At 66.0% G+C, this 4,141-nt stretch carries 8 protein-coding genes; 2 read left to right on the plus strand and 6 right to left on the minus strand.

Translation table 11 applies throughout. The annotated features are described in order from the left end of the window. Positions 1–270: 270 nt before the first annotated feature. From ACG97_RS16635 to ACG97_RS16660, 6 genes are all read right to left on the minus strand, one after another. Complete coding sequence (locus tag ACG97_RS16635) at positions 271–732, minus strand: CYTH domain-containing protein (protein WP_047968500.1); 462 nt, start codon at positions 730–732, stop codon at positions 271–273. After that, positions 716–1,120, minus strand: a complete 405-nt coding sequence (locus tag ACG97_RS16640) for a DVU_2496 family lipoprotein (protein WP_047968501.1) — start codon at positions 1,118–1,120, stop codon at positions 716–718. Before ACG97_RS16640 ends, ACG97_RS16635 begins: the two co-directional genes overlap by 17 nt. Next, a complete protein-coding gene (locus ACG97_RS17890; RefSeq protein WP_047968502.1) occupies positions 1,117–1,533 on the minus strand; it encodes a CopD family protein in 417 nt (138 codons plus the stop codon). The genes ACG97_RS16640 and ACG97_RS17890 overlap by 4 nt, the downstream gene beginning before the upstream one ends. Then, positions 1,534–1,890, minus strand: a complete 357-nt coding sequence (locus ACG97_RS17895; RefSeq protein WP_047968503.1) for an MmcQ/YjbR family DNA-binding protein — start codon at positions 1,888–1,890, stop codon at positions 1,534–1,536. Positions 1,891–1,893: 3 nt separating this feature from the next. After that, positions 1,894–2,673 (minus strand): M48 family metallopeptidase, encoded by a 780-nt coding sequence (locus tag ACG97_RS16655; protein ID WP_238377383.1) that lies wholly within the window; start codon positions 2,671–2,673, stop codon positions 1,894–1,896. Positions 2,674–2,738: 65 nt separating this feature from the next. Next, entirely contained in the window at positions 2,739–2,903 is a 165-nt protein-coding gene (locus ACG97_RS16660) for a rubredoxin (RefSeq protein ID WP_047968505.1), read from the minus strand. Between the two features lie 65 nt (positions 2,904–2,968). Here ACG97_RS16660 and thiD point away from each other — a divergent pair, with 65 nt between their 5' ends. Together thiD and ACG97_RS16670 are read left to right on the plus strand one after the other, a co-directional pair. Continuing rightward, the gene (gene thiD, locus ACG97_RS16665; protein WP_047968506.1) at positions 2,969–3,829 is read left to right on the plus strand and encodes a bifunctional hydroxymethylpyrimidine kinase/phosphomethylpyrimidine kinase; all 861 of its coding nucleotides are present in this window, start codon (positions 2,969–2,971) and stop codon (positions 3,827–3,829) included. After that, positions 3,816–4,141: thiamine phosphate synthase (locus ACG97_RS16670; RefSeq protein WP_047968507.1), on the plus strand; the 326-nt coding region annotated here is incomplete at its 3' end. The genes thiD and ACG97_RS16670, both read left to right, overlap by 14 nt.

Genomic DNA, 4,141 nt, shown 5'->3' on the forward strand with positions numbered 1-4,141 from the left:
CAAAAGAAAGTACCCCGCCGCCGCGCGGAAAGCGGCAGATAAAAAACATCCGCGCAGCGGATACCAAACCCAAAACAAGGTTGGCCGCAACACCACTACGGCGTGCGGCCAAGCTTTGCCACTCGCTCGCGGTAAACGCTGGGCTTCGCAGGCTCAGCACCAGCCTACGCGCCCGGCTCGCCGCATTCTCAAATTAAGAAAAGGGCAAGCCAGCCGGCTTGCCCTTGTCCACATCACCTTGCGGCCAACCTAGGCCGCCACCTCAGCCGCTCACCACGACCCAAACGGATTCTTCGACAAATAAGCATTGGTAAAGCGCCCGTCGAAGGTCACCTCCTCGCCGATCCAGTCCGGCTTGTCGAAGGCGGTGTCTTCCGATGGCAGCTCGATCTCGGCCAGCACCAGCCCGGCGTTGGCGCCGAAGAACTCGTCCACTTCCCAGACAAAGCCGCCGAAGTCGATGCGGTAGCGCAGCTTGTCGACCACCATCGGACACATCGCGTCCATGATGGTCTGCGCCTCCGCCACCGGGATCAGGTATTCGAACTCGTGGCGGCTGATGTCGCTGATCTGGCCTTTCAGCGTCAGCCACGCCTGGTCGCCGACCACGCGCACGCGCACGGTGCGTTCCTTTTCCACCGACAAATAGCCCTGGCGGTAGCGCACGCCCTCGGCCAGACCGCGCCAGGCGTCACCGTTTACCCTGAAACGACGTTCAATTTCCACTGCCATTGTGTTTTTCCATTTCCTTGACGAGACGGGCCGGCGCTTTCAGGCGCCAGTCTGCGGGGCGATAGGGGTGTACGTCGTCCGGCCAGCGCGCGTCGGTCTGCCATACCGACCAGGCGCCGGGGACGGCGATGCGGCCGGCGCGGGCGCTGTCGACATAGTCGCTGCGCGCGGCGGTGACGTTGCAGTAGGCCTTGCGGCCGGCGTAGGAGCCGTCGGACGACAGCTGGCCGCGCGGGAAGCCGGCCGGCAGGGCGGACGGTTCCATCTTGCCGGGCACGCTGGCGCCGGCGGCCAGACCCTGGGCCAGCACGTAGACGTGGCCGTCGCAGTCTTGCTGGCAGCCGGTGAGCAGCGCGGCCAGCGCGAGGGGGAGCAGGAGCTTGATCAAAACGGTTTCACCACCACCAGGATCAGCACTGCCAGCAGCAGCAGTACCGGTACTTCGTTGAAGAATCGGAACCAGACGTGGCTCCGGCGATTGCGCTGCTGCACGAAATCCTGCAGCAGCTTGTAGCAGTAGCCGTGGTAGCCGACCAGCACCGTCACCAGCGTCAGCTTGGCGTGCAGCCAGCCGCCGCTGACGCCGTAGCCCAGCCACAGCACCAGTCCGAACACCAGCGCCAGCACCGCCAGCGGCGTCATGAAGCGGAACAGCTTGTACGCCATCAGCAGCAGGCGGTCGTATTCCTTGCCCGGCTCGGCCAGCGCCAGGTTGACGTACAGTCGCGGCAGGTAGAACAGGCCGGCGAACCAGGACACCACGAAGAACAGGTGGAAGGCCTTGATGTAGAGGTAAGTCATTCAGAGTCCGTATTGCGCGCGGGTGGCTTTTGACAGCCGGGAAAGCACGATGAGACGCGCTGCGGCCAACCTTGCCTCGACCTGCGCCACGCTGAAGCTCTGCAGCGTGTGCAGTTTGATCCAGCGGGCGCGGGCGAGGTAGGGCGCCGGGGTGACGCCGGGCAGGTCGCACAGCGCGAGGAAGTCGTCGGCGTCGACCTTGAACGCGACGCCGCCATCGTGGAAGGTGGCGAACATCTTGCCTTCGATCTGCAGCACGCGCACGCCGCCCCACTTGATGTCGAGCACCACGCCGGGCAGCGCCAGCGCGTGCTGCTCCAGCTGTTGCAGCAGCGCGGCATCAAGTGACGGCGACATCGCTCAGCGCGCCTTGCGGGCGGCGTTGTACAGCGGCAGCACGCGCGGGATCTGGCGTTGCAGCTCCTCGATGCGCGCCGGGCCGGACGGGTGGGTGGACAGGAAGCTCGGGCCGGTGCCGGCACCGGCCTGCATCATCTTCTGCCACAGCGTCACCGATGCGTTCGGGTTGTAGCCGGCGCGCGCCATCAGCTCCAGGCCGATGATGTCGGCCTCGGATTCCATGGTGCGGCTGTTGGGCTTGGTCAGCGCCACGTCGGTGGCGATGGCGGCCAGTTCCATCGAGCCTTGCGACAGGCCGGCCAGCTGGCCGACGATGCCGAGGCCCATCTGCTGCGCGTAGGCCTGGCTCATGGTCTCGCGCGAGTGTTCGCGCAGCGCGTGCGAGATCTCGTGGCCGATGATGGCCGCCATCTCGTCGTCGCTGAGCTTGAGGCGGTTGACGATGCCGCTGTAGACCATGATCTTGCCGCCGGCCATCGCGTAGGCGTTCAGGTCGTCGGACTGGGTGACGTTCACTTCCCATTTCCAGCTGCGCGCGTCGGCGCGGAATACCGGCACCTGCGCGATCAGGCGTTGCGACACATTGCGCACGCGGGCGGTCAGCGCGGCGTCGGTATTGAGCTTGCCGGCGCTGCGCGCCTTGCCCACTTCCTGCACATAGGACTGCGCGGAGGCCTGCTCCACTTCCTGCGGCGACAGCAGCATCAGCTGCTTGCGGCTGGCACCTACGGCGCCGGTGGCGGTGGTGTTGACACAGCCGGCAACGGCCGCGGAAAGCATCAGGACACATCCGGTCCGGGTCAGCCAGTTAGCCATTTTTCTGTTTCCTCTTGCAGCGGCGTCACTCAGAACGCCATCATCTCGAAATCGTCTTTACGCGCGTCGCAATCCGGGCAGGTCCAGTTCATCGGCACGTCTTCCCACTTGGTGCCGGGCGGGATGCCGTCTTCCGGGCGACCCGCCGCTTCGTCGTAGATAAAGCCGCAGATCAGACACATCCAGGTTTGCATAGTGTTAAGCCTTCGCTCGGTTAAAATCCGTATTGTAAATCCTGTGAGACCAGAGAGGTTAAGCCTTGAGCCAAGACATCATTCTCCCGCCCATCGTGCTGACGCTAGCGGGAGCCGATCCCACCAGCGGTGCCGGCATCCAGGCCGACATCCTGACCCTGGCCAGCATGGGCTGCCATCCGCTGTCGGTGATCACCGCCATCACGGTGCAGGACACCCGCGGCGTGCAGGACTTCATGGTCATCGACGACGAATGGGTGCTCGACCAGGCGCGCGCAGTGCTGGAAGACATGCCGGTGGCCGCGTTCAAGGTCGGCATGATCGGCAGCATCGATAACGTGGTCGCCATCGCCGAGCTGATCGCCGACTACCCCGACATCCCGCTGATCTACGACCCGGTGCTGGCCAGCGGCGCCGGCGACGAGCTGGCGCGCGAGGACATGATCCACGTGCTGCGCGACGTGCTGCTGCCGCAGGTGACGGTGCTGACCCCCAACAGCATCGAGGCGCGGCGGCTGGCGGCCAACGACGCCGACGACGAGGAAGAGCTGTCGGTGGCCGACTGCGCCAAACGCCTGACGCGGCTGGGCTGCGACTACGTGTTCATCACCGGCACCCACGAGCCGACACGCGACGTGGAAAACCGGCTCTACGACCTGGGCGGCGAAATCCGCGTCGACACCTGGCCTAGACTCAACGGCAGCTTCCATGGTTCCGGCTGCACGCTCGCCGCCGCCATCGCCGGGCTGGTGGCGCGCGGGCTGGCGGTGCCGGAGGCGGTGAAAGAGGCGCAGGACTACACCTGGCAGGCGCTGCGCTACGGCTTCCGTCCCGGCATGGGCCAGTTCATTCCCGACCGCCTGTTCTGGGCCAACGACGACGCCGGCGACGACGATGCCGACAAGGAGCAAGATGCAAACGTTTAACGGCCTGTACGCGATCACCCCGGACACCGACGACAGCGAACGCCTGATCGAGCAGGTCGGCGCCGTGCTCGACGGCGGCGCGCGCATTCTGCAGTACCGCAACAAGGGCAGCGACGCGGTGCGGCGGCTGTGGCAGGCCAGCATCCTCGCCAGCCTGGCGCGCAGCCGCAATGTGCTGTTCATCGTCAACGACGATGTCGAGCTGGCGCGCGCGGTCGGCGCCGACGGCGTACACGTTGGCCGCGACGACGCCGGCATCGCTGCCGCCCGCGCCGCGCTCGGCCCCAGCGCCATCGTCGGCGCCAGCTGCTA

The sequence above is a fragment of the Vogesella sp. EB genome, assembly GCF_001037925.1.
Classification (GTDB): Bacteria; Pseudomonadota; Gammaproteobacteria; order Burkholderiales; family Chromobacteriaceae; genus Vogesella; species Vogesella indigofera.

Excerpts from the sequence above, each read along its gene's own strand:
- ACG97_RS16635 (WP_047968500.1), bottom strand. The coding sequence starts at position 732 with ATGGCAGTGGAAATTGAACGTCGTTTCAGGGTAAACGGTGACGCCTGG.
- ACG97_RS17890 (WP_047968502.1), bottom strand. The coding sequence starts at position 1,533 with ATGACTTACCTCTACATCAAGGCCTTCCACCTGTTCTTCGTGGTGTCC.
- ACG97_RS17895 (WP_047968503.1), bottom strand. The coding sequence starts at position 1,890 with ATGTCGCCGTCACTTGATGCCGCGCTGCTGCAACAGCTGGAGCAGCAC.
- ACG97_RS16655 (WP_238377383.1), bottom strand. The coding sequence starts at position 2,673 with ATGCTTTCCGCGGCCGTTGCCGGCTGTGTCAACACCACCGCCACCGGC.
- ACG97_RS16660 (WP_047968505.1), bottom strand. The coding sequence starts at position 2,903 with ATGCAAACCTGGATGTGTCTGATCTGCGGCTTTATCTACGACGAAGCG.